The 20,492-nt window shown below is 59.2% G+C and carries 18 protein-coding genes and 1 pseudogene; 15 read left to right on the forward strand and 4 right to left on the reverse strand.

The window, feature by feature from the left end:
• From NMB38_RS08480 to NMB38_RS08495, 4 genes are read left to right on the forward strand one after another with little or no spacing between them, the layout of a single operon-like run.
• On the forward strand, window positions 1-3,456 hold the full coding sequence (locus NMB38_RS08480; protein ID WP_494354985.1) for a phage tail tape measure protein: 3,456 nt from the start codon (window positions 1-3) through the stop codon (window positions 3,454-3,456).
• Window positions 3,456-3,794: a phage tail protein gene (locus NMB38_RS08485; protein WP_494354986.1), complete on the forward strand. Its 339-nt coding sequence runs from the start codon at window positions 3,456-3,458 to the stop codon at window positions 3,792-3,794. Before NMB38_RS08480 ends, NMB38_RS08485 begins: the two co-directional genes overlap by 1 nt.
• Before the next feature lie 9 nt (window positions 3,795-3,803).
• The gene (locus NMB38_RS08490; RefSeq protein ID WP_494354987.1) at window positions 3,804-4,553 is read left to right on the forward strand and encodes a phage minor tail protein L; all 750 of its coding nucleotides are present in this window, start codon (window positions 3,804-3,806) and stop codon (window positions 4,551-4,553) included.
• 2 nt (window positions 4,554-4,555) lie between these two features.
• Window positions 4,556-5,311, forward strand: coding sequence for a C40 family peptidase (locus NMB38_RS08495; protein WP_494354988.1), 756 nt, complete (start codon window positions 4,556-4,558; stop codon window positions 5,309-5,311).
• 106 nt (window positions 5,312-5,417) lie between these two features.
• On the opposite strand, the gene NMB38_RS08500 is transcribed toward NMB38_RS08495, so the two are convergent.
• Window positions 5,418-5,666, reverse strand: coding sequence for a hypothetical protein (locus NMB38_RS08500; protein WP_494354989.1), 249 nt, complete (start codon window positions 5,664-5,666; stop codon window positions 5,418-5,420).
• Window positions 5,667-5,847: 181 nt separating this feature from the next.
• Window positions 5,848-6,630: an endonuclease NucS domain-containing protein gene (locus NMB38_RS08505; protein ID WP_494354990.1), complete on the reverse strand. Its 783-nt coding sequence runs from the start codon at window positions 6,628-6,630 to the stop codon at window positions 5,848-5,850.
• Window positions 6,631-6,815: 185 nt separating this feature from the next.
• Here NMB38_RS08505 and NMB38_RS08510 point away from each other — a divergent pair, with 185 nt between their 5' ends.
• Genes NMB38_RS08510 through NMB38_RS08545 form a run of 8 tightly spaced genes read left to right on the forward strand, consistent with a single transcriptional unit; the run spans window position 6,816 to window position 17,693 of the window.
• The gene (locus tag NMB38_RS08510; protein ID WP_494354991.1) at window positions 6,816-7,235 is read left to right on the forward strand and encodes a hypothetical protein; all 420 of its coding nucleotides are present in this window, start codon (window positions 6,816-6,818) and stop codon (window positions 7,233-7,235) included.
• A gap of 40 nt (window positions 7,236-7,275) precedes the next feature.
• Entirely contained in the window at window positions 7,276-7,851 is a 576-nt protein-coding gene (locus NMB38_RS08515; RefSeq protein WP_494354992.1) for a tail assembly protein, read from the forward strand.
• A gap of 56 nt (window positions 7,852-7,907) precedes the next feature.
• Window positions 7,908-15,341: a TipJ family phage tail tip protein gene (gene gpJ / locus NMB38_RS08520; protein ID WP_494354993.1), complete on the forward strand. Its 7,434-nt coding sequence runs from the start codon at window positions 7,908-7,910 to the stop codon at window positions 15,339-15,341.
• 54 nt (window positions 15,342-15,395) lie between these two features.
• Window positions 15,396-15,722 carry a hypothetical protein gene (locus tag NMB38_RS08525; protein WP_494354994.1) on the forward strand — a complete coding sequence of 109 codons (327 nt, stop codon included), beginning with the start codon at window positions 15,396-15,398 and terminating at the stop codon, window positions 15,720-15,722.
• The gene (locus tag NMB38_RS08530) at window positions 15,715-16,401 is read left to right on the forward strand and encodes a hypothetical protein (protein ID WP_494354995.1); all 687 of its coding nucleotides are present in this window, start codon (window positions 15,715-15,717) and stop codon (window positions 16,399-16,401) included. The genes NMB38_RS08525 and NMB38_RS08530 overlap by 8 nt, the downstream gene beginning before the upstream one ends.
• Window positions 16,402-16,431: 30 nt before the next feature.
• Window positions 16,432-16,653: a hypothetical protein gene (locus NMB38_RS08535; RefSeq protein ID WP_494354996.1), complete on the forward strand. Its 222-nt coding sequence runs from the start codon at window positions 16,432-16,434 to the stop codon at window positions 16,651-16,653.
• 57 nt (window positions 16,654-16,710) lie between these two features.
• The gene (locus NMB38_RS08540; protein ID WP_494354997.1) at window positions 16,711-17,199 is read left to right on the forward strand and encodes a glycoside hydrolase family 24 protein; all 489 of its coding nucleotides are present in this window, start codon (window positions 16,711-16,713) and stop codon (window positions 17,197-17,199) included.
• Window positions 17,196-17,693, forward strand: coding sequence for a DUF2514 domain-containing protein (locus NMB38_RS08545; protein WP_494354998.1), 498 nt, complete (start codon window positions 17,196-17,198; stop codon window positions 17,691-17,693). Before NMB38_RS08540 ends, NMB38_RS08545 begins: the two co-directional genes overlap by 4 nt.
• 74 nt (window positions 17,694-17,767) lie before the next feature.
• Here the strand turns inward: NMB38_RS08545 and NMB38_RS08550 are convergent, their stop codons facing one another.
• A complete protein-coding gene (locus tag NMB38_RS08550; protein ID WP_494354999.1) occupies window positions 17,768-18,355 on the reverse strand; it encodes a hypothetical protein in 588 nt (195 codons plus the stop codon).
• Between the two features lie 148 nt (window positions 18,356-18,503).
• Here NMB38_RS08550 and NMB38_RS08555 point away from each other — a divergent pair.
• The 3 genes and pseudogenes from NMB38_RS08555 to NMB38_RS08565 all read left to right on the forward strand — a co-directional run.
• Window positions 18,504-18,605: pseudogene (locus NMB38_RS08555) on the forward strand (DUF2514 domain-containing protein); the annotation flags it as partial.
• A gap of 11 nt (window positions 18,606-18,616) precedes the next feature.
• Complete coding sequence (locus NMB38_RS08560) at window positions 18,617-18,841, forward strand: hypothetical protein (protein WP_494355000.1); 225 nt, start codon at window positions 18,617-18,619, stop codon at window positions 18,839-18,841.
• An 81-nt stretch (window positions 18,842-18,922) separates the two neighbouring features.
• The gene (locus NMB38_RS08565; protein ID WP_494355001.1) at window positions 18,923-19,282 is read left to right on the forward strand and encodes a LexA family protein; all 360 of its coding nucleotides are present in this window, start codon (window positions 18,923-18,925) and stop codon (window positions 19,280-19,282) included.
• Here the strand turns inward: NMB38_RS08565 and NMB38_RS08570 are convergent.
• Window positions 19,267-20,448 (reverse strand): tyrosine-type recombinase/integrase, encoded by a 1,182-nt coding sequence (locus tag NMB38_RS08570; protein ID WP_494355002.1) that lies wholly within the window; start codon window positions 20,446-20,448, stop codon window positions 19,267-19,269. The genes NMB38_RS08565 and NMB38_RS08570 overlap by 16 nt on opposite strands.
• Window positions 20,449-20,492: the final 44 nt, after the last annotated feature.

Here is a 20,492-nt window from a genome sequence, read left to right on the forward strand (position 1 = left end):
ATGACCACCATTGCCTCCCTCGGTCTTCAGATCGATTCCGGTGATGCTGTTGAGGCCAAGGATAACCTCGACCAGCTGACGGACGCCGGCAAGCGCAGCGAAGAGTCGGCTGGCCGAACCGGGCGTGCCTGGGAGACTGCGTTGGGCAGCCTGCAGGGTGACACCCGGCAGATCGTGCAGGAGCTGCAATCGCTCAACGCCAAGCAGGCTGAACTCGCGCAGCAGATGGCTACCGTGGGCCGCGCCGTTACCAGCGCATCCACGGCATTCAGCAGCGCCGCAGCGAACATGGGCTCCTTCCGGGCTGAGGCTGCGCAGGCCGGGCAAGTCCAGCAGGCGCTGACTACTGCCACGGATGCCGGTGCTCAGGCTGGGCGGCGTGCCGCTGAGTCCGCTGACGAGCAACAGGCCAGGATTCTGGCCGTGGCCAAAGCCTCTTTGGAGGCGAGCCAGTATGTTCAGACGCTCAATCGGGCCACTGAACAGAGCGTGGAGGTCACCGCCCAGGCGAACGCTGTGCTCTCAGATAGCGCTAGCCGTCAGACGGCCATCAACAGCCGAGCTCAAGCCCTCATCGCCACCGAAGAACGCCAGGCGGAGGCGGCGAGGAGAGCGGCCGGGGCCCACCGGGAGGAAGGGCAGGCACTGGACGAACTGCTGGGCAAGATTGATCCGACTGTCGCGGCGTTGGGTCGGCTGGATCAGATGGAGCAGAAGCTCAAGGGCTACCGCGCCAGCGGCGCGCTGGATTCCGAGACCTTCGGTGAGTACCAGACAAAGATCGATCAAGCGCGCACGGCCTTGGGAGGCGCAGATACAGCGCTGAACAAAACCGGTATGTCGGCAAAGGCAACTGCTGCGGCATTGCGCGGTGTACCTGCGCAGTTCACCGACATCGTTGTATCCCTGCAGGGCGGCCAGGCGCCGCTCACCGTACTGCTCCAGCAGGGCGGGCAGCTCAAGGACATGTTCGGCGGCGTCGGGCCTGCTGTGAAAGCGCTCGGCGGGTACGTCCTCGGCCTGGTCAACCCCTTCACAGTCGCAGCTGCCGCTGTAGGCGTACTGGGTTACGCCTATTACAAGGGGAGCGAGGAAGCGGTCGGCTTCCAAAAGGCTCTCATCACCTCCGGCAATGCTGCAGGCACCACTGCTGATCGCCTGTCTGGAATGGCTGCCCAGGTGTCGGCCACCGTCGGCACCACCGGCGCCGCAGCGGAAGTGCTGACCCAGTTAGCCGGTAGCGGGAAGGTTGCCGCCGGCAGCTTCGTCGAGATCACCGAGGCTGCGCTTGAATGGCGCGATGCTACAGGCCGCGCAGTGGAGGAGACCGTCGCCGAGTTCGTGAAGATCGGCAAGGATCCGGTCGCAGCAGCCAAGGATCTGAACGAGCAGTACAACTTCCTGACCGCCTCGACGTACTCGCAGATCGTAGCTTTGAAGGAGCAGGGTGACACCATCGGAGCGGCCAAACTGCTCACCGACACCTACGTCGATACCATAAAGAATCGCAGCAAGGAGGTCACTGAGAACCTTTCGATCTGGGAACGGGGCTGGAAAGCCCTGCGGGGCGAGGTTGCTGCCACCGTGGACTCGGTCAACAATATCGGTCGGGGCCAGGACATCGCAAGCCGCATCGTCGAGACGCAGCAGCGCCTAGCAGCGGCCCAGAGTGCGGTGAATGGTGATCCTGACGACACCGCAGCGCAGAAGAAGCTGACCGACGCCAACCTTGAGCTCAAAGCGCTCATCCAGCAGCGAGACACGCAGCAAGCCATCGCGAGGGCTCAGGAGCTCGATGCTCAACGGCAGCAGGCGGCAATATTGGCGATTGGAAAGATTGACGCTTTGGAAAAGTCCGCCAGGACCAACGCTGAAAAGCGGGCGGATGCGCTGAAGGAATACAACAAGTCTCTGGAGGCGATTCGCAAGGTCAATCCTGAAGATGAGCGACTGAAACCTGAAAATATCGCCAAGGTAAAGGCGGACATCGCCAAGCAGTTCAAGGACGCGGCTGGCCGCACCACACCGGTCGATCTCACGGGCTTCAACGCCCAGAAAAACGCTCTTGCCGCCATCCAGGCCGAGTACAAGAACCACCAGAAGGAGCTGGATGCGGCGCAGAAGGCCGGCCTGATCTCTCAGGAGTCGTACGCCGCCCAGCGCGCTGCGATCATCGAGCAGCAGAAGGCAGAGGTCACAAACGCCTACGAGGCCGAAATTAAAGCTTTGGAGGGGGCCAAGGGGCGTAGCAGCACCAGCGCGCAGCAGCGAATCCAGCTTGATCAGAAGATTGCCGATGCCCGCGCTGCGATGGTCAAGGCACAGAAGGATGCCGATACCGAACTGTCCGTGCTTGCCACAAACGAGCAGGGCCGGCTGACTAAGCAGGCTAGGGCAGTGCAGACCTACACCGACGCGCTCGGCCAGCAGGTCACAGCGCTTAGGCTGCAGGGGCAGCGCTCCGCAGACGGGCTTGGACTGGGTGATCGTCAGCGCGGCTTGCAGGATCAGCAGTACGGAATCACTGATCGCATCAACCAACAGCGCCTGGACCTGGCCAACCAGTACGGCGACGGCTCCCGCGGCATGAGCCTTGATGAGTACAACCAGAAGCTGGCGGCCCTGAACAAAACCGAGAAGGACCTGCAGGAAACCACCATCGCCAACTACGACCAGATGACGGCCGCGCAGGGCGACTGGCGTAAGGGGGCATCGTCTGCCCTCCAGAACTACCTGGAGCAGGCCCGGGATGTTGCCGGACAGACGCGATCCCTGTTCACCAACGCCTTCTCCAGCATGGAAGACGCGGTCATCAACTTCGCCATGACCGGCAAGTTCTCGTTCGCAGACTTCACCAAGTCGATCCTGGCTGACATGGTCCGGATCGAGACGCAGCGTGCTGCCTCTGGGCTGCTCGGCAGCCTGGTGAGCTGGGGCGCCACTGCGGCATCCGCCTATTTTGGCGGCGGTGGGGGTAATGGCATGGAGGCCGGCTCGGCAGGCGCGGTTTCCTCAAGTCTCGGTGCATCGCAGGCAGGCTACAGCAGCACCTACTTCCCTCAAGCTCTTGGCGGCGCCTGGTCGAACGGCGTGCAGCTGTTTGCAAATGGCGGTGCCTTCACCAACTCGATTGTGAGTACGCCCACGGCGTTCGGCATGGCCGGCGGCAGGATGGGCGTGATGGGAGAGGCAGGCGACGAGGCGGTCATGCCTTTGACCAGGACTTCAGGCGGTCAGCTTGGGGTGAGGGCGGTAGGCGGTGGAGCTACCTCCATCACTCTATCCGCCCCTGTGAGCCTGGTTATGGAGGACAGGAGCAGCGAGGGCATGCAGCTCGATCAAACGCTGCTCCAGCAGAACATGCAAAAACAAATGCAGATGGCTGCCGAGAAAGCGGTCGCTGACTCATGGCGCCCAGGTGGTGTCAGCCATCGAAACATTACCGGGAGGCGCTGATGGCCATCGAGAAATTCAGCTGGCCAACCCAGCGCGGTGAAACCCCCGAGATCAGCTACCGCACCCGCGAATCCCGGTTTGGGGGCGGGTACCGACAGGTGGTCGGTGACGGGCCCAACAACATGGAAGACAGCTACCCCATCACTGTCACCGGCACGAAGGCCCAAGTACGCAAAGTCATGGAGTTTTTCGACAGGCACGGCGGGGCTAAGGCTTTTCTGTGGACCACGCCGCTCGGGGATCTTGGCTTATTCACCTGCAAAGACCCCAAGCCTACGCCGGTGGGTGGTGGTCGTTTCAAAGTGACCGCCACCCTCGAGCGGACTTTTCACCCATAAGGAACCAGCATGTCACTGATCAAGGACATCCAGACCCTGGAGCCTGGCAACGAGGTGCTGCTGTTCGAACTCGACGGTTCGGACTTCGGCGCCGACACCCTGCGCTTCCATGGCCATGCGATTCCTCATACCCCCGAGGAGCTGCGAGCAGCCGGCGCCAATGCCGACCAGCTGCAGGCCAAGTCCATCTGGTGGCAGGGCAACGAGTACAGCGCCTGGCCAGTGCAGATTGAAGGCATCGAGGCGAACTCCGACGGCACCGCGGTGCGACCGACGTTCAGCGTGGGCAACGTCAATGGCCGGATCACCGCGCTGTGCTTGGCCTTCGACAACCTGCTCGAATTCAAGCTGACCATGCGGCACACCTTCGCCGAGTACCTGGACGCTGCGAACTTTCCCGGCGGCAACCCCTCCGCAGATCCGGCAGAGGAGGCGATCGAAGTCTGGTATATCGATCAGAAGGTGTCCGAAAGCGGCACCACCGTAGCCTGGGAGCTTGCAAGCCCGGGCGATGTGGGTGGCGAGACGATTGGGCGTCAGATGACGCAGCTCTGTCATTGGGCGATGACGGCCGGGTACCGGGGGCCGAACTGCGGCTACACCGGGCCGTTTTACGACATGGACGGAAACCCTACGGACGACCCGGCGAAGGATCAGTGCAACGGCTGTCTGGATACCGGGTGCACCGTCCGGCATGGCCATGGCAACGAACTTCCCTTCGGCGGCTTTCCTGCCGTCTCGCTGATCGCCCGGAGCTGACCATGCGCAAACACATACTCACCGCCGTGCAGGCGCACGCAGCGGCTGAATACCCGCGCGAGTGTTGCGGGCTGCTGATGCAGGTCGGCCGCAGGCAGGCTTACCACCCATGTACCAACGCGGCCAACGACCCGACGGAGGAATTCCGAATTGCACCCGAGCAGTACGCCGAGGCCGAAGAACTGGGCGAGGTGATTGGAATCGTTCACTCGCATCCCGACGCCACCAGCAGGCCGTCACCGCGCGACCTGGCCATGTGCGAGGCCACCGGCCTGCCCTGGTACATCTTGTCGTGGCCGGAGGGCGACCTGCGCACGATCACGCCCACCGGATCCACGCCGCTGCTAGGTCGCCCGTTTGTGCACGGGGCATGGGACTGCTGGCAGGCCTGCGCCGATTGGTACCACCGGGAATGGGGTTTGGAATTTCCCGCCTACGCTCGAGAGGCAGGCTGGTGGGAGGATGCAGACGGCCCAAGCCTGTACGAGCAGGCCTATGAAGCCGCCGGCTTCTATCACGTGAGCGAGCCACAGCGTGGTGACTTGATCGTCATGGCGGTGGGGCGTACTGCCCATCCCAACCATGCGGGCATCTACTTGGGCGCAAATCCTGAATTGCCTGGCGAGGTCGGCCAGGTCTTCGGGCCGGGCCCATTCATGCTGCACCACTTGCTGGGGCGACCATCGGAAATCATTGTGTTCGGCGGGCCCTGGCTCGACCGGATGCGTCTTGTGTTGCGTCATCGGGACGCGAAATGAAGCGGCAGAGCTGCAGGAGAACGATATGAAGAAAGTATTTGAGGTTGGCCAGGATGGACGAGTGCGCATTGTCGGCGCGGTTGTTACCGACAATGCGTAGGGGTGATTAGCGCGGAGTTGAGCCTACGCCGTTCTTGATTGCTTCTTGAACGTTGCTGAGGTCTCCGCCAACGGCGTCAAGCGGCATGTTGAAAGCTTTCGATTCCGCATCCTCCTGACGAGTGTTCTTGAAGAAGTTTACGTATTTCTGCAGCTCAGCCGCGTCGTAATCCGGCCGAGAGCGAAGGTACAGTGAAATGGCGCCAAGAGCAGACATCACGCCTGCTTCGAATGAAGAAAGACCTACTTTGCTCATTTGATCTCCTAGATCACATATGGCCCCAGTCCATGGGCTTTCCGACAACGGACCGGGGCGGGTCGTTGGGAGGCACAACGCTACTACGGCAGGGCACTGGGCGGTTACTGGAGATGCGTCCAGGATGGATGGGCAGGCTGGATGTAGAGGGAGATCTAGCCCGCCATTGTCCAGCATCGACTCAGAGGCTAATCGTGGGGACTTTTTTCACCGCCACAGAGAGTTTGTACTCGAAAAGCTCTACCTCAGCGATGCTTGCACTTGCAAGACATAAATCTTCAGAAATGGATCGGCAGACTATGATCCCCCGTACAGGTTGCCCTGACTCTGCGAGCTCTTTGCGGACCCAGTTGATGTACCGAAGTAACTGGCCTATTACCCGGTCGTACCCACGCGAGACCTTGAGCTCTATGACCACAAAACCACCAGCGGCGTCAGTTGCCAGAATGTCAATCCGCCGTCCGCCAGCATCGAACTCAATGCCTGAGAGCCCATCATCTTCGTACAGCTTCAATCCGGGCTCGATGCAGTCTAAATTCTCTGCGAGATATCGTTGCAAGTCGCGCTCAAGCAGAAACTCCGATGATCCAGGAGGCGCATCGATGACATGATCTTCTGCCTCTTCCGCGCTAGTTTCGTCGTCAAGGGCGACGTCACCATCCACCATCTCGTGGATGGGCGCAGGGTCCTTACCTGGCTCGAAAAGGCGATACTGTCTCGGTGCTACTCGGAAAAGAAGATCATCAGAGCTGTTTGTAGAAGGATGATGAAGCCGGCTTCGGTCGTTGGTGGAAGCTTGGACCAAGTGAGCTGTAATGCTCCCAGGTTTTAGCCTTGGGTAGTGTTCCTCAAACCATTCGATTGCACGCTTTGCTGTAAATACTTGGCCAGGCTGAAGACCCCAGCTTGTGACCATGTCCTTCAAGAGCGCGCGGGTTGGCTTGTCATAAATCTTGCGAGCCATGTTGGTCCTTTCTAAGCTGTGTTGGCTTGCCCTAGTAGGGTGATCCGCAGAGAAAAATGGTTATCCTAGGATTACCTGAAAGCCTATAAAGCATCCCATGATAAAAAATTAGGAAGCCGGCTATGAAGGCAAACCTCTCACCCTCCAAAAATACTAGATTTTACCTATCTAAAAGAAGGCGTCGCATGCGAATTTTGATCGGAGCATTGGGGCTGGCTTTGCTGGCGGGGTGTGCCACCTCGCCCGTTCCACTGAGCCAAGCTAAGCAAGCGCCAAGTGATCGGGTTACGGGTTACCAATCCAGCGTCACTGGGGGTGGGCAGATTATTGTCACCCGTGACAGCGGATTCCCCGGTGGTGGCTGCTACGCCACTGTGTTCATCAACGGCGAGCCTGTTGCGCGGCTAAATCCCAAGGAAAAGGCTTACTTCAACGTCCCGGCAGGGGAGTGGATGGTCGGTGCCTCACTAGAAGGCAAAGCACTTTGTGGTATGAACGCAGAACGTCTTGAGGCAGAGGCGTCGATTAAGCCCGGCCAAGCCAAAAAGTATCGTATCTACACCTCCGGTGATGGAGGTGTGAGCGTCAAGCCCACCACCTTCTAAACAGCCGCCTCCGGGCGGCTTTTTCATGTCTGGAGAAAAAATGTCGGCATTTGCCCAGCATCGTGTAAACATCAAACTATCAGGCTCGCTGGCACAGAAATTTGGCAGATCCCACCGAAAAATTCTGGATTCGGGTAATACATGGGAGGCGTTCAAGGCCTTAAAGATAACCCTCCCAGGGTTCGAGGATGAGATCAAAAGGCTCGACCGGTTAGGCATGAGATTCGCCATCTTCCGCAATAGAAGAAACGTTGGTGAAAAGGAATTTGATCGAAGCGGAGCACAGGAAATCAGGATCGTTCCTGTTGTCGAGGGGCGTAAGCGCGCCGGCGTACTGCAGACGATTATTGGCATAGTCCTGATCGTCGCAGGGTTCTTCTACGCTCCGTTGATGCCGGTTGGCATTGCCATGGTTGCCGGCGGAGTCGTTCAAATGCTCAGCCCCCAAGCCAAGGGCCTATCCCAAAGCGCAGCGCCAGAAAACCTACCGTCGTACGCCTTCGGCAGCGCCAAGAACACCACAGCCAGCGGCAACCCTGTCCCGATCTGCATCGGCGAACGACGCTGGGGTGGGGCGATCATCTCCGCCTCGATTGAGGCGCAGGACAAGGCATAGCGCCAAAAGAATGCATAGACCGCCAGTTGGCGGTTTTTTTTCGCCCGGAGGAAAGCATGGGCCCAGTAGATCACCTGGAAATTGTCGGCGCCAAGGGCGGCGAGAGCCAGCCAAAACAGGCCGTGGAGTCTCCGGACAGCCTGCGCTCCACGAACATCGCCAAGATCCTGCTGGCCGTGGGCGAAGGCGAATTCGATGGGGTGCCCACCGACCGGGACATCTACCTCGACAACACCCCGATCGCTGATGCCAGCGGCAATGTGAACTTCCCAGGTGTGAAATGGGAATGGCGCCCGGGCTCCGTTGAGCAGAGTTACATCCAGGGCATCCCGTCGGTGGAGAACGAAACCTCCGTCAACGTTGAGCTGCGCAGCGATAACCCGTTCACGCGCGCCCTGAGCAACACCCAGCTCTCAGCTGTTCGCGTGCGCATGTCCTGGCCGCGCCTGGCCAAACAGGAGAGCAACGGCGACACCAAGGGCTATCGCATTGAGTACGCGATCGATATCGCTACAGACGGTGGCGCTTATGTCGAGGCTCATCTGGGCGCCGTGGATGGCAAGTCCACCAACGGCTACCAGCGCTCGGTGCGCGTGAATCTGCCCAAGGCAACTTCCGGGTGGATGCTGCGCGTGCGACGGCTCACGCCGAACGCTAACAGCGGTACCGTGGCAGATACCATGACCGTGGCGGGCTACACCGAGATCATCGACCAGAAGATCCGGTACCCGAACACGGCCTTGTTATACATCGAGTTCGATGCCCAGCAGTTCCAGAACATCCCGGCGGTGACGGTGAAGTGCAAGGCCAAGCGCTGGCCGGTGCCAAGCACCTATGACCCGATCACCCGCACCTACAGCGGTGTGTGGGACGGCACCTTCAAGCTGGCCTGGACCAACAACCCTGCCTTCGTGACCTATGGCCTGTGCGTGGAAGACCGCTTCGGCCTGGGCAAGCGCATCAAGCCGTGGATGGTCGACAAGTGGGAGATGTACCGCATCGCCCAGTACTGCGACCAGCTTGTGCCGAACGGTGTGGGTGGCCAGGAGCCTCGCTTCCTCTGCGACATGAACCTGCAGGGTCGTGCCGAGGCCTGGACGCTGCTGCGCGACCTGTCGGCGATCTATCGGGGCATGGTGTATTGGGCCCACGGTTCGCTGTTCATGCAGGCGGACATGCCGCGTGCGCAGGATATCGACTACGTCTTCACCAGGTCGAACGTGATCGACGGCGAGTTCGTGTATGGCGGCGCCGAGCGCAGCACGCACTACAGCCGGGCCTTGGTCAGCTATGACAACCCGGCCAACAACTACGACACCGACGTCATTCCGGTGACCGACAACGCACTGCAGCGCCGGTACCGGGACCGCCCAATCGAGCTCTCGGCAATTGGCTGCACCCGCGCGTCCGAGGCCCAGCGCCGCGGTAAGTGGGCACTGCTGAGCAACAGCCAGGACCGCACCGTTACGTTCAAGACCGGCATGGAGGGTCGTATCCCGCTGCCTGGGTTCGTTATCCCAGTGGCGGACGAGTTGGTGGCAGGCCGGCCGAACGGCGGCCGTATTTCCTCTGCCGCTGGCCGCGTCGTGACGCTGGACCGTGACACCCCGATCAAGGCCTGCGACCGGCTGATCGTGAACCTGCCCAACGGTACCGCCCAGGCGCGGACCGTGCACTCCGTCGCGGGCCGGGCGGTGACCGTCACCACCGAGTACAGCCTGCAGCCCGAACCTGAATTGCAGTGGGCGATCGACTACGACGACCTGGCGGTTCAGCTGTTCCGGGTGCTCAAGACCACCCGCACCCAAGAGGGCAACTACGAAATCACTGCGCTCGAGTTCAACCCGAGCAAGTTCGCCGCGATCGACACCGGCGCGAAGCTGGACGAGCGTCCGATCAGCGTCATTCCGGTGACCACCGTGGCACCTCCGGCCAGCGTATCGCTGTCGTCTGGCCACATGATCGACCAGGGTATCGCGGTCAGCACCATGACCATCGCCTGGCCGGCAGTGGCTGGAGCCGTTGCCTACGATGTCGAGTGGCGCAAGGACAACGGCAACTGGATCCGCCTGCAACGCACTGGTGCCGCGTCTGTGGACGTGGTCGGTATCTACGCAGGCGCATACCTGGCCCGCGTCCGTTCGGTGAGCGCGTTCGATATCACCTCGATCTGGAAAAGCTCGGACCTGACCCAGCTGAACGGCAAGGAAGGTCTGCCGCCGGCGGTCACGTTCCTGGCAACCGAGAGCTTGCTGTTCGGCATCGGCATCAAGTGGGGCCTGCCTGCCGGCGCTGAAGACACCGAGCGTACCGAGCTGTGGTACAGCGAAGGCACTGACCTCGGCGCGGCAACCAAACTCGCTGACCTGGCCTACCCGCAGAGCGAGCATGTCATGCAGGGCCTGCGCGCGGGGCAGCGCTTCTTCTTCTGGGCACGCCTGGTGGACCGGTCCGGCAATGTGGGTCCGTTCTTCCCTGTGGCGCCGACCGTGGTTACCGGCACTGCAAGTGCAGATGCCAGCCCGATCCTTGAGCAGATCAAGGACCAGATCACCGAGAGCGAGCTGGGCAAGGAGCTCACCAGCAAGATCGAAAAAATTGCGCTCATTGACGGCAACGGCCCGGGCTCGGTTAACGAGCGGATCGGCACCGCCAAGACCGAGTTGGCCAAGCAGATCAGCGAGGTGAACAACGCCCTTGGCACCGTGAAGGGCAATCTCGAGCAGCAAATTACTGCTGTGAGCGCGGACGTTTCGGCTGCCAAGACCGAGCTGCAGCAACAGATCGCGAACGTCTCGGCCCTGGCCGGCTCTCTGCCATACCGCAAGGACAAGGCCTACAGCGTGGGCCAAAGCGCCCTGGGCAGCGATGGCAAGTTGTACCAGGCCCTGAAAGCGGTACCGCTGAACACGCCACCGCCGAACGCCACCTACTGGACCGATGTTGGCCAGGCGGTGGTGACTGCCAACGGCATGGCCGCGCGTGTGTCCAAGGTCGAGACTGATGTATCGACGCTGGATGGCAAGGTCACTGCCCAGGCATCTCAGATCAGCGGGCTGCAATCGAGCCTGACCACCACTAATGGCAACGTCTCGACAGCCCAGCAGGCTGCTCAGGATGCGGCCACGCTGGCGGGCGGGAAGGGCAAGGTCATTGTTCAATCGGCAGCGCCTGCCGTCGCCGACCGCTTGGCCCAGAACCTTTGGATCGACACCACCAACAATGCCAACACCCCGAAACGCTGGAGCGGCTCGGCTTGGGTCGCGGTGACGGACAAGGTGGCCACCGATGCAGCAGCTGCTGCCCAGTCGGCGCTCAGCCAGGTAGCTTTGAAGGCCGACGCGAGTGTGGTGAGTAACTTGAGCACCCGCGTCAGTGATGCCGAGGGCAAGCTCACGTCGCAAGCCACCCGCATGGATGGCATGCAGACCAGCATCGACGGCAAGGCCAGTTCGCAGGCGCTGCAACAGGTCACAAGCCGCGTGACGGCGACCGAAGACAAGGACAAGGCCCAGGATCAGCTCATCAGCTCGCAAAGCCAGGCGCTGACTTCGCTGACCGACAGCGTAAGCAAGAAAGCTGACACCTCAACAGTCCAGGCGTTGGGCAGCATGGTCACCCAGCAAGGCCAAGAGCTCACCGCACAAGGTCAATCGCTCACGAAGATTGACGTCGCACTTGGTCAGGCCGGCGGGGAGAACTGGATCTACAACCCATCGTTTGAAAAGCAGGGTGCCAACGGCTTGGCAGATGGGTGGGCGACCGCGGGCGCGAGTGGTGTCACGACTACACCCAGCCTCGTGCCTTCGGCGCTGGCAGCCGGAGAGATGGCGCAGCGTATTGATGTGACGGGTGTATCGGCCTCTGCTTGGTCGCGGATCGGCAATCCATCAACACGACGGGTTGAGGTAAGCCCGGGTACGCCAGTCAGCATGTCGGCGTTTGTGCGCGGTACCCCGGGCATCAATGTCCGGTGTGAGATCCAGTTTCTGAACAGCGCTGGCGGAGGTATTAGCGGGGTTCCTGTAGCCTCAAACACCGCCCTAACTGGTGATTTCAACCGTGTCTCTCACACTGTCCTGGCTCCAGCTGGAGCAGTGAGGTGCAACTACTTCGTAACGGTGTACGGAACTGCGTCCATCGCCTCTGGCTTCCTGGAGGTTGACCGTACTCAGATCGAGTTCAGCTCTGTCGTTACTGGATGGCGCGACAACGGGGCGGTAGACGCGGGCAATGCTGCCGCCACAGCGACTGCGGTGCAGAGCCTCACGGGGCGGGTCGACCAGGCAGAGTCATCGTTGACGTCCCAATCCGGATCAATCGTATCTCTGCAGAACGGCTTGACCGCTACCAACAGCAACGTCACCGCTGCCCAGCAGGCCGCGCAGGCGGCTGCAACAGCGGCAGGTGCAAAGGGGGAGGTCATCTACGGCTCTTCAGCGCCTGCGGCTGACAAGCGTCTGGTGCAGAACCTGTGGATCGATACCGCTGGCAACGCCAACACGCCGAAACGCTGGAATGGTTCGGCTTGGGTGGCAGTGACAGATAAGGTAGCGACCGACGCAGCTGCGGCAGCTGCCACAGCCCTGAGTCAGGTTGCGACCAAAGCTGAAGCCTCAGCTGTACAGGCATTGAACAGCAAGGTCGAGCAGCAGGGATCAACCATCACTGCCAATGGCCAGGCGATCACTAACCTCAGCGCATCCCTGACCGGTCTCGGTGGAGGCAAGGTTAACCTGCTACCTGCGGAATACAGCGTGTTTGGATCGACGCTGCCGGCGCTGAGCGGCAGCTCGTTTAACGCGAGTAGCGTCCCAGACGCAGCCGCTATGCGCGGTTATGCCCTGAAGTTGGATTGGTCCTCAGCCTCGACAGGTTTGGCCGTGCATTTTTCCACGTCGGTGGCAGCAGCCGGCATGAACATGGCACTCAGGGCCAAGCGATACATCGTTTCGTACTACGCAAAGGCAAGCGTTGCAGGCCATCAAGTAGCGAACTACCTGCGGGTATTGCAGGCGGATGGAGTGAGCACAACGACCGGCCCCGCAGCTCTGGCCACCCTGGGTACCGACTGGGCACGGTATGCCGTAGTTATCGACATGACCTCGGCGACATACACCGGCAGTCGGATGCAGCTGTCCTTCCAGATGAACCGCTCCGGCGGTGCGGATCGTTCGGTTTGGCTCGATCGCATCATGGTGGAAGAAGCAGCAGAAGGAGCCACGGCACCTTCCGCTTTTGTGCCTGGCACCAGCTTTGATCAGTCGCAACTGAACGCTGAAGCGACATCTGCATTGTCGAGCAGAGTGAGTCAGACCGAGCAAGGGTTGACGTCCGTATCGAGCAACGTCACGTCGTTAGCTAACTCCATCGGCCAGACAGGGGGTGAGAACTGGATTTACAACCCATCGTTCGAGAAACAGGGTACTGCACTACTATCAGATGGATGGGCAATTGCGGGCGGCAGCGGGGCGGTCATTACGCCGTCGAGAGTCGCTTCTGCCCTTGCTCAAGGAGAGATCGCCCAGCGAATAGATGTCACGGGTATCAGCCCATCAGTATGGGCTCGGATTGGCAACCCATCCTCCCGCAGGGTAACGGTAAGCCCCGGCACGCCGGTAACCATGTCGGCGTTTGTCAGAGGGACGTCGGGCCTCGCTGTACGCTGTGAGGTGCAGTTCCTGAATAGCTCAGGTGGGGGGATAAGCGGAACCCCGGTTGCCACCAATGCTATTGCTACCTCTGAATTCGCCCGTATCACCCACAGCGTTGTGGCTCCAGAAGGAACCGTGGAGTGCAATTTCTTCGTGACGTGCTACGGGACAGCAGCCATCAGCAATGCCTTCATGGAGGTGGACAGAACACAGCTTGAATTCAGCGCAACGGTTAGCGGCTGGAAAGACAATGGAAAGGTCGCTATCGCGGAACAGGGTGCGCTCTCAACCGCGGTCGAATCGCTTTCATCAGCCGTAACGCAACAAGGAGGCACGCTCACAAGCGTCAGTAGCCGTACCACTGCACTCGAGAATTCGGTCAACAGTGGTTCGAATGGACTAGCCACTAAGGCATCTGCCGCTTCTGTGACCACGCTTGGGAATAGGGTCTCAGCCGCTGAGAACAGCCTCACCAGTGCAAGTAGCAGCATTACCGATCTGCAGAACACGCTTGGGTCGGTTGGTGGAGCAGTCAACTTGGTGCCTGCCGAATACAGCGTGTTCGGAGCTACGCCGCCAGCAATGAACAAGCAGGCAAGCCTCAACGCAAGTAGCGTGGCAAGTGCGGGTGCTGTAGGCAAATATCTGCTGAAGCTCGACAGTACGGTCTCGCAGGTCAACTACTTCTACCTGGCTGCCAGCGGCACCGACTGGACTATGAAGCTCAAGCCCGGCAAGAAGTACATCCTGTCTTTCTGGGTGCAAGCAGACGCGGCCAGAACGATGTCGCTCAGGATCCGTTACCCGAACGCTGCCGGCTCCAATGTGGAAGCTGAGCTGGCACAGGTCAACGTCACGACTGCTATGACGAGGGTCAGCGCTGTCCTGACGATGCCGGCAGCTTTAGTGGATAGCAGTTGCCTGGTGTTCTACCAAAGCAGAACTGCCTCTGCATCTAGCCACCTGTACGACGGCTTTATGCTGGAGGAACAAGTTGGAGCGAATGAGACACCCAGCACGTTCAGCGTTGGCTACAGTGCGAGGGAGACGCAGGCCGCATCCCGAGCGCTCAGCGAGCTGTCCTCAACTGTATCGACCCAGGGCGGGACAATCACTGCTCAGGCACAAAGAATCGATGGCCTGCAATCGTCAGTAGGGAATGCCAGCGCCGCGATTCAGGACGAGGCCAAAACCCGATCTGATGCTGACTCAGCACTCAGCACGCGCATCACCACTGCTCAGGCGAAAGCAGATGATGCTCTCGCAGCAGCCCAAAGCGAGGTCACGGCGCGAGCCGATGCCGACACCGCCTTGGGCAAGCGCGTTGACACTGTTCAGAGCAACCTGGGCAGCACCAACGCGTCAGTGCAGCAGATCAGCACGGCGCAAACCAGTTTGAACAACAAGGTCAACGCCTCGTACTCGGTGCGGCTCCAGGTAACAGCTGGTGGGCAATACGTGGCTGCAGGGTTTGGCTTGGGGGCGGATAACAGCAGTGGAGTGCTGCAGTCGGTCTTCGCTGTGATGGCGGATCGGTTCGCCGTGCTCAATCCGAGCGGGAACGGCTTTGTGAGCCCATTCGCCATTCAGAATGGGCAGGTGTTCTTGAACGAGGCGTTTATCTCAACCGCGACGATCCAGAAGGCGCTCGTAGGTGGTTCGATTCAGTCTTCAGCTATGACCAGCTACGGCCAACCCATCATGTCTGCGGACTTCGCCAGCGGGCAAATTACTGCCCGGCATCCCACCAGCTCGAACACTTATTGCTTCATGAATAGGAACGGCATTGTCGTAGTGGTAAACGGAGCCGTCCGAGTGCGCATGGGGACTTGGTAACAGGGTCAGTAGCATTCATTTGTCATAGGGGTTTATATGCCGCAAGGTCTGCAAGTGTTCGATGCTGCCGGTCAAGTAGTCATTGATACTTCTACAATCGTGGGTTTATTGATTGGTCGTGTCGATGTGGCTGAAAATCAGCTGAGCGGTAGTATTTATAATCCGAAGCTAACCAATGGGCGGCCTTTCGTTGTGCCATTTATTGGTATGATGAAGTCTCCTGTAGGAGCTAGTGGTGGTCGAAATGACCTTATAACTTCGTCCCAAGTGAGCTTCGGAGTTAATGGCAACACGCTAACCTGGAGCAGGCCACAACGAAGCGCGCAGGAAACATCATCTCCAGCAGGAACAATCTACTACGGGATATATTCAGGTGCCTGAAGGATTCCAAGCGGTCAACGACTACGGGACGCTACAGATAGACAGTGACTTCACAAACCTATCTGTGTTGCGCAGAGGACAACTCACCACAGCTAACTACTCGAATGGGTCAGTCACAAACACCCGACCCACCCGGGTTAGCTTAGCGATCAACGACAATGAACTGGTGGCCTTCGCCTGTGCCAGTCCCACTGCGATTGTTGCCAAGGATGGCAACGAGGTCGTGTTCTCGACTGACTCACCTGCGGGGGCAGTTATCAGCTACTGGGTATTTGGTCTCGCTGGTCCGGTATCCAATACTGGTCTTCAGGTATTCAAGGCTGATGGTTCGATAGCCTTTGATGCCGGTTGGCAGCTATTGAAGTTTCTCGGGCAAACGGCCGGGAACGGCGGCTATGGCTACCCTGGAAGAACGATAGCGGTCATACCGCAAGTGATGTATCTGCTGACCGAGTACGCCAGTGTGGTCCAAGGGGTGGCGCCCGCAGTCTTCATTCTTGATTCCCGAAATAGCCGGATGTCTGCTGCCAGTATCAGCGGCAGTTCACTGAGTATCAGCACCGCCGTAGTTGATAGCTGGGGAATGACACGAAGCTATCCGAACGAAATTGGTCCCAACGGCCAGTCTGATAACGGGGTAGTGCCCTCTTATCTTGTGGTCGATGTGACTGGATATTGATTTTTTACCCAACTGAAAAAGGAAGCACCCATGCCATATGTAACGATCAACCTAGCCAACGATTATGACGTGGCCAATAAAACCCGCTATGCCACCCAAGAAGAAGCCGACGCACGCGCTCGCGAGATCCTGAATCAGTTCCCGACCGCGCAGGTTTGTGTGGCCCAGGTGCTGAAGGACTACAGCGCTAAGGTCTCGATCACTGCCAAGGAACCCGCAGCAGCGCCGGAGACGGAAGCCCCGGCCGCTTAACCGGCTCCGATCAAACCCAGCCCGCCAAGCGCGGGCTTTTTTTCGCCTGGAGAAAACATGGCCAGACTCACCGAATCCCAGGCCGGAGGTGCAAACGTGCTCCGGTTCCTGGATCTGATCGCCTTCTCGGAAGGCACATCCACCATCAAGACCAGCGATGACGGCTACAACGTGCTGTACGGCGGCGGTTTGTTCCAAGGCTATGCCGACCATCCCCGACTCAAGCTGACGTTTCCCATCAACGGCAAAAACGTCACCAGCACTGCTGCCGGGCGGTACCAGCTGCTCGAGCGCTACTGGGATGCATACCGGGTCAGCCTTCGCCTGTCCGGGGGCTTCACCCCTGAGAACCAGGATCGCATAGCCCTGCAGCAGATCCGGGAGCGGCGCGCGCTGGATGACATCAAGGCTGGCCGTATTCAGCAAGCGATCGCCAAGTGCTCGAACATCTGGGCGAGCTTCCCCGGGAACACCTATGGACAAAACCCGCACCGCCTGGACAAGCTGCTGGGGCGGTGGGTAGAGCTGGGCGGGACCGTGGCATGAGCCCCTGGGTTGGCCTGGCAGCCGGCCTGGTCCTGGTGGCCAGCCACTTGGGCGCCTACGAACACGGCCGAAGCGTCGAGCAGGCCCAAGCCCGGCAAGCCTCAGCTCAGCGCGATAGCGGCGATCGTCTTGCCGAAGTGCTCGGTGAGCGCGGTGCCCGTCAGCAGGAGCATCAAGGCGCCCAGGCGCAGGAGGAGGCGAGAGCCCATGCATACGAACAACACCAAGCTGCTGATGCTGACGCTGCTGGCGCCGATTCTGCTGGCCAGCGGCTGCGCAACGAAGGCTCCAAGCTCGCCGCCGCCGTCAGTTGCCCCGGCACGGATACCGCCGCTGTCGCCCGAGGCCAGGCAGCCACCCGCGCCGCCATGGTGCTCTCCGACCTGCTCGCACGGGCTGATGCTAGAGCGGGAGAGCTGGCGCAGGCTTATGATCGCGCCCGAATAGCAGGTGAGCAATGTACGCGCGAGTATGATGGGTTGATTCGCAGGTAGAGAGATTTATCTACAATTACAAGATGGGACTCGACATAGCTATGTCGAGTCACCGCTCAATTAAAGTTTAGCAATCAATTCCTCTTTTTAAAAAACCTAACTTCCGCTTCGTCTATTAATCTTGAGTAGAATTCGAGACCCAATGCGGCTAGTGTTGAAGGGTGTAAATCATCTATTCTTTCACCCATATGTAACTTTGGAGGGTCGTAGCGAACTCCTTTATTAACTACTGGCAGAACTTCCGGGTGAGGTGCGAAAAGATTTATAAATAGCTCATCCGGATTGTAATTCAAAGATTCCTCTTGACTGATATGCTTGGTTCCAGCTATTCCGGTCTGTGGGTCAGTGCGAGTAACCGTAAATGATCCCGAGTTAATAAAATTCAGGTCTTGAATCGAGTGGTTGTCAGCGTTTCTAGCTTGCTTTAGGTATCGAAGTAAAGGATCCTTTTTCCGTATTCGGCGGTATTTTCCCTGCCAAGGAGGAAATTTAGAGCTTTTGTCGCATGCCTTCTCTAGTTTTTCCCACAGCTTTTCAGTGCAAAATAAAAATACTTTCCAGTTATGTTCAAATTCCTCAAAGTCAGATGCATTATCCATATCCTGGATTGATCGAGCAGCTGCTCTCAATTCTGCTTTCGAGTGTTTCAACGGATCTTCCATGTGTTTTCCTTGTACCTTTCTATTGGGCAAGCTAGCTGAAGCATAGGAATTTCGGGCTACGCAGGCGTGGCAACTCCTACGGAACCTCGTCGCTACTCATCAAGGTGAGCTACGAAGGCCTGCTTCCGTGCAGTTTAGTTGATCGAATGAAGAGTCTGACCGAATGGCGGGAAGCCTCGCGACAGCGCTTGAGCGAAGCCGAGTAGCGGGCCTGGCGTGCGAGTCTGTCTATAATGCCCTGACAAAATAAGGGTATCCCCGATGGACAAGGATGAATTTTCCGCTGCCGTTGAGGCAGGCGAACCGCTGATTGAGCAGTCGATGGAAGCTCTCAAACGGTACTGGGAGGCGAGGGACTGTGGCGCGCCGGCTGAGGAAGTAGAGCGGCTGCGGCTCCATTCCGAGTCCTTGGCCCAGGCGGTTTCTGACTACCAGCTTCGCACCGTCTCCAAGCTGATGGGCAACAAATTACCCCCTACGCACTAGCGCGCCCCGCTTGTCGGCAGTTGCCGGCCTCATTGCAGGCCACTACCATACTGTTCATTCATACAGTATGGAGGCCCACCAGTGAACACCGCCCTTGACTTCGAAATCGACGACATGCCCCAGCTCAGCCTGGACGATCTGATGCAAATCCGTGCGCCCTGGACTTACCTGGTCAAGATAGAGGGTGAGAGCATGCAGGGTATTGGGATGTATTCCGGCGACCTACTGGTCGTTGATCGAAGCGTCGAGGCCAAGCACGGCGACATCGTGATAGCGGCGGTCAACGGTGAGCCGACCTGTAAGCGTATGTGCCGTGAGCAAGGTGTGCTTGTCCTGCGGTCGGAGAATCCAAAGTACCCGTCGCGGTACATCATGGAGGGGGATACGTTCGAGGTGTGGGGTGTGGTTCGGTTCAGCGTCCGGGATCATTCGCCTAACTGAGGTAGCACCATGTCGGCCCAGGCCTGCATCATTTCTCTACGCTGCTCGAGATAAGTGGCATGGTTGTACACGTCACGGATTGAGCTGCTGTCCGCGTGGGCCAGCTGGCGCTCAATCCAGTCCTTGTTGTAGCCGCGGCTGTTCATCTCTGTGGAAAATAGGTGGCGGAAACCATGGGGAGACTGCCGGCCGGTGTAGCCGCACTTGTCCAGAAGATTGACTGCATAGTTGATGCCGATCGGTCGAACGGCGTCGGTCCGATTAGGGAAGACGTACTTCATGCTGCCGGATATAGGCAGCATCGACCGCAGGATCTGCACCGCCTGGCGGGAGAGCGGCACCACATGATCTCGACGCATCTTCATCTTGCTGGCTGGAATCGACCAGGTTGCCGTATCCAGATCGATCTCCGACCACTCCGCCTTGCGCACCTCTGCTGGTCGGCAGGCAGTGAGGATCAACAGCTTGGTGGCGCATTGCAGTTGCAGGCCTGACTGGCTTTCCTCAATGGATTTGATGATGGTCGGCATTTCTGAAAAGGCCAGGAACGGCCGGTTCTTGTGCGGAGCCATCTTCTCGGTGACTGCATGCATCTCAGCGGTGGGATTGATTTCAATCATGCCGATGGCCACGGCATACCTGAACACCTGACCTAGCCACTGTCGCGTCTTGACGGCGGTAGTGATGGATCCCCTCCGTTCAATCCGGCGAATAAGCGTGATCACATCGGCACGCTTGATGCTGTCTATCTGGCGCTGACCGAAAACGGGTAGGGCGTCCAATTCCATGGCATTGGATATCACCTTCACCGTGGAATCCGTCAGTCCTCCTCTCCTGAACTCCAGCCACTCCTCATAGACGCGGCGGAATGTCCTCTCCTGAGCGCCCAGGCGCTTGACCTTCTTCTCCCTTCTTGATTCGCGCGGGTCAATCCCCTGCGCAACCTCTTCGCGCGCTTCATCCCTCCGCGCACGCGCTTCCTTCAAGCCGATCTCTGGATAAGTTCCAAGCGAAATCCTGGCCTGCTTGCCGAGCCAGGTGAACCTGAAGTGCCAGCTTTTCACCCCGGTATCAGCGATGTACAGCGAGAGACCCAGCGAGTCCGCCAGGGTGTAGCCCTTTTCTCGGGGTTTGGCCTGCCTGGCCGCAGTGTCCGTGAGCGCCACTAGTACATTGCCTCTTGATGATGTTTGGATGTACTGGATGATGT

Source organism: Pseudomonas sp. FBCC-B35 (assembly GCF_059133755.1).

Bases quoted from the DNA above. Each gene is read 5' to 3' on its own strand.
- NMB38_RS08480 (WP_494354985.1), top strand. From the start codon at position 1: ATGACCACCATTGCCTCCCTCGGTCTTCAGATCGATTCCGGTGATGCT.
- NMB38_RS08485 (WP_494354986.1), top strand. From the start codon at position 3,456: ATGGCCATCGAGAAATTCAGCTGGCCAACCCAGCGCGGTGAAACCCCC.
- NMB38_RS08490 (WP_494354987.1), top strand. From the start codon at position 3,804: ATGTCACTGATCAAGGACATCCAGACCCTGGAGCCTGGCAACGAGGTG.
- NMB38_RS08495 (WP_494354988.1), top strand. From the start codon at position 4,556: ATGCGCAAACACATACTCACCGCCGTGCAGGCGCACGCAGCGGCTGAA.
- NMB38_RS08500 (WP_494354989.1), bottom strand. From the start codon at position 5,666: ATGAGCAAAGTAGGTCTTTCTTCATTCGAAGCAGGCGTGATGTCTGCT.
- NMB38_RS08505 (WP_494354990.1), bottom strand. From the start codon at position 6,630: ATGGCTCGCAAGATTTATGACAAGCCAACCCGCGCGCTCTTGAAGGAC.
- NMB38_RS08510 (WP_494354991.1), top strand. From the start codon at position 6,816: ATGCGAATTTTGATCGGAGCATTGGGGCTGGCTTTGCTGGCGGGGTGT.
- NMB38_RS08515 (WP_494354992.1), top strand. From the start codon at position 7,276: ATGTCGGCATTTGCCCAGCATCGTGTAAACATCAAACTATCAGGCTCG.
- gpJ (WP_494354993.1), top strand. From the start codon at position 7,908: ATGGGCCCAGTAGATCACCTGGAAATTGTCGGCGCCAAGGGCGGCGAG.
- NMB38_RS08535 (WP_494354996.1), top strand. From the start codon at position 16,432: ATGCCATATGTAACGATCAACCTAGCCAACGATTATGACGTGGCCAAT.
- NMB38_RS08540 (WP_494354997.1), top strand. From the start codon at position 16,711: ATGGCCAGACTCACCGAATCCCAGGCCGGAGGTGCAAACGTGCTCCGG.
- NMB38_RS08545 (WP_494354998.1), top strand. From the start codon at position 17,196: ATGAGCCCCTGGGTTGGCCTGGCAGCCGGCCTGGTCCTGGTGGCCAGC.
- NMB38_RS08550 (WP_494354999.1), bottom strand. From the start codon at position 18,355: ATGGAAGATCCGTTGAAACACTCGAAAGCAGAATTGAGAGCAGCTGCT.
- NMB38_RS08560 (WP_494355000.1), top strand. From the start codon at position 18,617: ATGGACAAGGATGAATTTTCCGCTGCCGTTGAGGCAGGCGAACCGCTG.